Genomic DNA, 2,728 nt, shown 5'->3' with positions numbered 1-2,728 from the left:
ACTCCGGAGCAGCAAAAAATTCAGGAGCTGGAAGCCCGTATCAACCGGCTCGAACGTGAAAAGGACATTCTAAAAAAGGCTACTGCTCTCTTGATGGCGGACGAGTTCACACGTACGCGCTGATAGACCGATTAAGGGAGCAAGCCCCCATCACCTTGGTCTGCTGCGCTTTCGATGTTCCAACATCCTGCTTTTACGACTATCTGGCCCGCAGACGGGCGATTAACCGTGAGCGGATACAGCAACGCAGTGAGTTGCGCCGGTTGTTCAAAGAGAGCAGGAGCTCTGCAGGCAGCCGCGCCTTGATGTCGATGATGCGGGAGTTGGGGTATCAGATTGGTCGATTCAAAGTACGTAACCTGATGAAGGAAGCCGGGCTGGTATCCAAACAGCCGGGCGCTCACCGTTATAAGGTGGCACGGTCAGAACGACCGGATATTCCCAATCTGCTGGCCCGTGAATTTGATGTCCAGCAACCCAATCAGGTGTGGTGTGGCGATATCACCTACGTCTGGGCCGGTGGTCGTTGGCATTACCTGGCAGCGGTTCTTGACCTGTACACTCGGCGGGTAGTGGGCTGGGCGATGTCTGATAAGCCTGATGCAGAGCTGGCCATCAAAGCACTGGAGATGGCCTATCAGCAGCGGGGTTGCCCATCCGGTGTGCTGTTTCACTCCGATCAGGGCTGCCAATATGGCAGCCGGGCATTTCGGCAACGACTGTGGCGCTATCGCATGACCCAGAGTATGAGTCGGCGTGGTAAGTGCTGGGATAACGCCCCGATGGAACGGTTGTTCAGAAGCCTGAAGTCAGAGTGGCTCCCGGCTATGGGATATATGAGCTTGCGAGAGGCGAAGCGGGATATCAGTTACTACCTGATGGATTACTACAACTGGCGGCGTCCACATCAACACAATGACGGGATACCGCCAGCAAGAGCCGAAGATCGGCCTAACCAAGTGTCCGGATTTAGTTGACCACTACAGGATGATGGAAGGACAGACGTCCTACAGCATGTTCAAGAAGGGTCTGAAATTGATACCGAAGGAAGTGCGCTCTAAAGTAGCGTAAAAAAGACACCGGTTTGAAGCCGGTGTCAGGTGATAACTAGATCTGTACAGCTCGCGCAGACGACGAGCATTCACGTAGATTATTTTGATGACAACATCCTATTGTAACTGCAAATTTCTGCCTTAATGTTTTGTTTTTTAAGTGATTTCATTTTTTTTGTAAGTTTTCATAAAAGTTCATGGTCGTTTTTTTTGTCAGCGCCGCATACTTTGACGCTATGAGCAAACGCTCTGTGCATGGTGCCCTGTAAAGTGCTTTCCTCTCCTCTTGCTTGTTTTGTCACTCCCGTGCCCGTGTGTGAGAGCTTGCTGGAGAGGTTTTTTTCATAAGCTCACTTCATGATCTCATTGGCAGAGAATTGGAGCTGTTCGATGGCATAAATCAATCGTCCCCACGTTTTTCCTAGACAACTCACAGCCTTAAAATGAGGCAACTATTGGAACTATTGGAAGTGTTATAAGCTGTGAGCATTATCCAGAAACATTCAAGTAAATAAAAAAGTCACTAAATGTGGGCGGCCTGTGGTTGATGTTGCACGAGCCCTAGGGGTATCTAGTCACAGCCTGTATGCCTAGCTCAAGCGTTACAGCAAACCCACTGACCAGCAGCACGAAGAGTCAGCCTTCCAAGCCGAGATTCGCTCCCTGAAAACCCAACTGCGCCAAGTCACCGAGGAGCGCAATATTCTAAGGGAAGTCGCCGCGTACTTTACCAGCGAGTCGAGGAAATATGCGCGCTCAGAACTGAGTGGCTCGTTAGGGTCCGCTTTGTCGCGCTATGTCAGGCCCTCCTAGTTGGAAAGTGGTGCTATCTACGGTTATCGCAAGATCCCTCGAGATTTCCGTGATTAGGGGGAAGTTTGTGGTAAACACCGCGTGGTCAAATTGATGTCAAGTGTGGTGATCTAGAATCTTGAAGTCTCACGTACACAGCAATAAAGTGATTTTTGCGGCATTGCCAACCCAATCGCTGAGCACTTCTGCTTAGTCATGAACTAGTTAGGAAATAACGCTAAATGTAAAGGGGCTGATCTGCTTTGATGGAATTCTTCTTTAAGTAGTTAGAGCTTTTTTGTAAAAAAAGTTTTGTTTGCATCAACCGAACTCACGATGTAATTTGATGTGATATTTGTTAAATAGTTGATTCTTTGGACGAATATTTATGTGTACTGGCCTTCTTATTTTCTTGATGCTGTCACTGATTGCAATCTCGATCTTTGTTAGCAGGCAGCCCTTCATTATATGTCTTCTTGCGTTGTCTCTGTATGGCTGCAATGGGGGCGGGGGGGAGCTTTTGGAGGGGGGGCAGATTCGTTCCGTTCAGTTGCAACCTGGTGGTGCGGTTGTGCTCCCTATTGGTGCACAACTTAATTTTGTTGTGAGTGTTGAGTATGAGAGTGGTGCTTCGGAGTTAGTTAGTGATGGGGTTGAGTGGATCCTGAGTCAGCAGTCGATAGTGAGCGTGGATGCGGTTGGTGGAATGGTAGCTCTGAATGAAGGTCGCGTAACCGTTGTTGCGAGCGTTGGGGGGGTAACCAGCAATGCGGCGGAGGTGACAGTGACTGATGCGAAGCTGACACACGTGGTGGCAAGCCCTGCCTCCCTGACGCTGCCCAAGGGGGTAACGCAGGCGGTGACGGTGGAGGCGCAATACACGG

The 2,728-nt window shown here is 49.9% G+C and carries 1 protein-coding gene and 2 pseudogenes; all 3 read left to right on the top strand.

What is annotated here, in order from left to right; all coding sequences use genetic code 11:
* Positions 1-977: pseudogene (locus NOM06_RS20680) on the top strand (IS3 family transposase); the annotation flags it as partial.
* A 550-nt stretch (positions 978-1,527) separates the two neighbouring features.
* A pseudogene (locus NOM06_RS20675) lies at positions 1,528-1,919 on the top strand (transposase); the annotation flags it as partial.
* 313 nt (positions 1,920-2,232) lie between these two features.
* The coding region (locus NOM06_RS20960) for an Ig-like domain-containing protein (RefSeq protein ID WP_370688943.1) at positions 2,233-2,728 on the top strand (496 nt) is incomplete at its 3' end.

Origin of the sequence: Aeromonas sp. JL9, assembly GCF_024436075.1 — a bacterium.
GTDB lineage: Bacteria > Pseudomonadota > Gammaproteobacteria > Enterobacterales > Aeromonadaceae > Aeromonas > Aeromonas veronii.
This window is presented reverse-complemented; position numbering and strand designations above follow the sequence as displayed.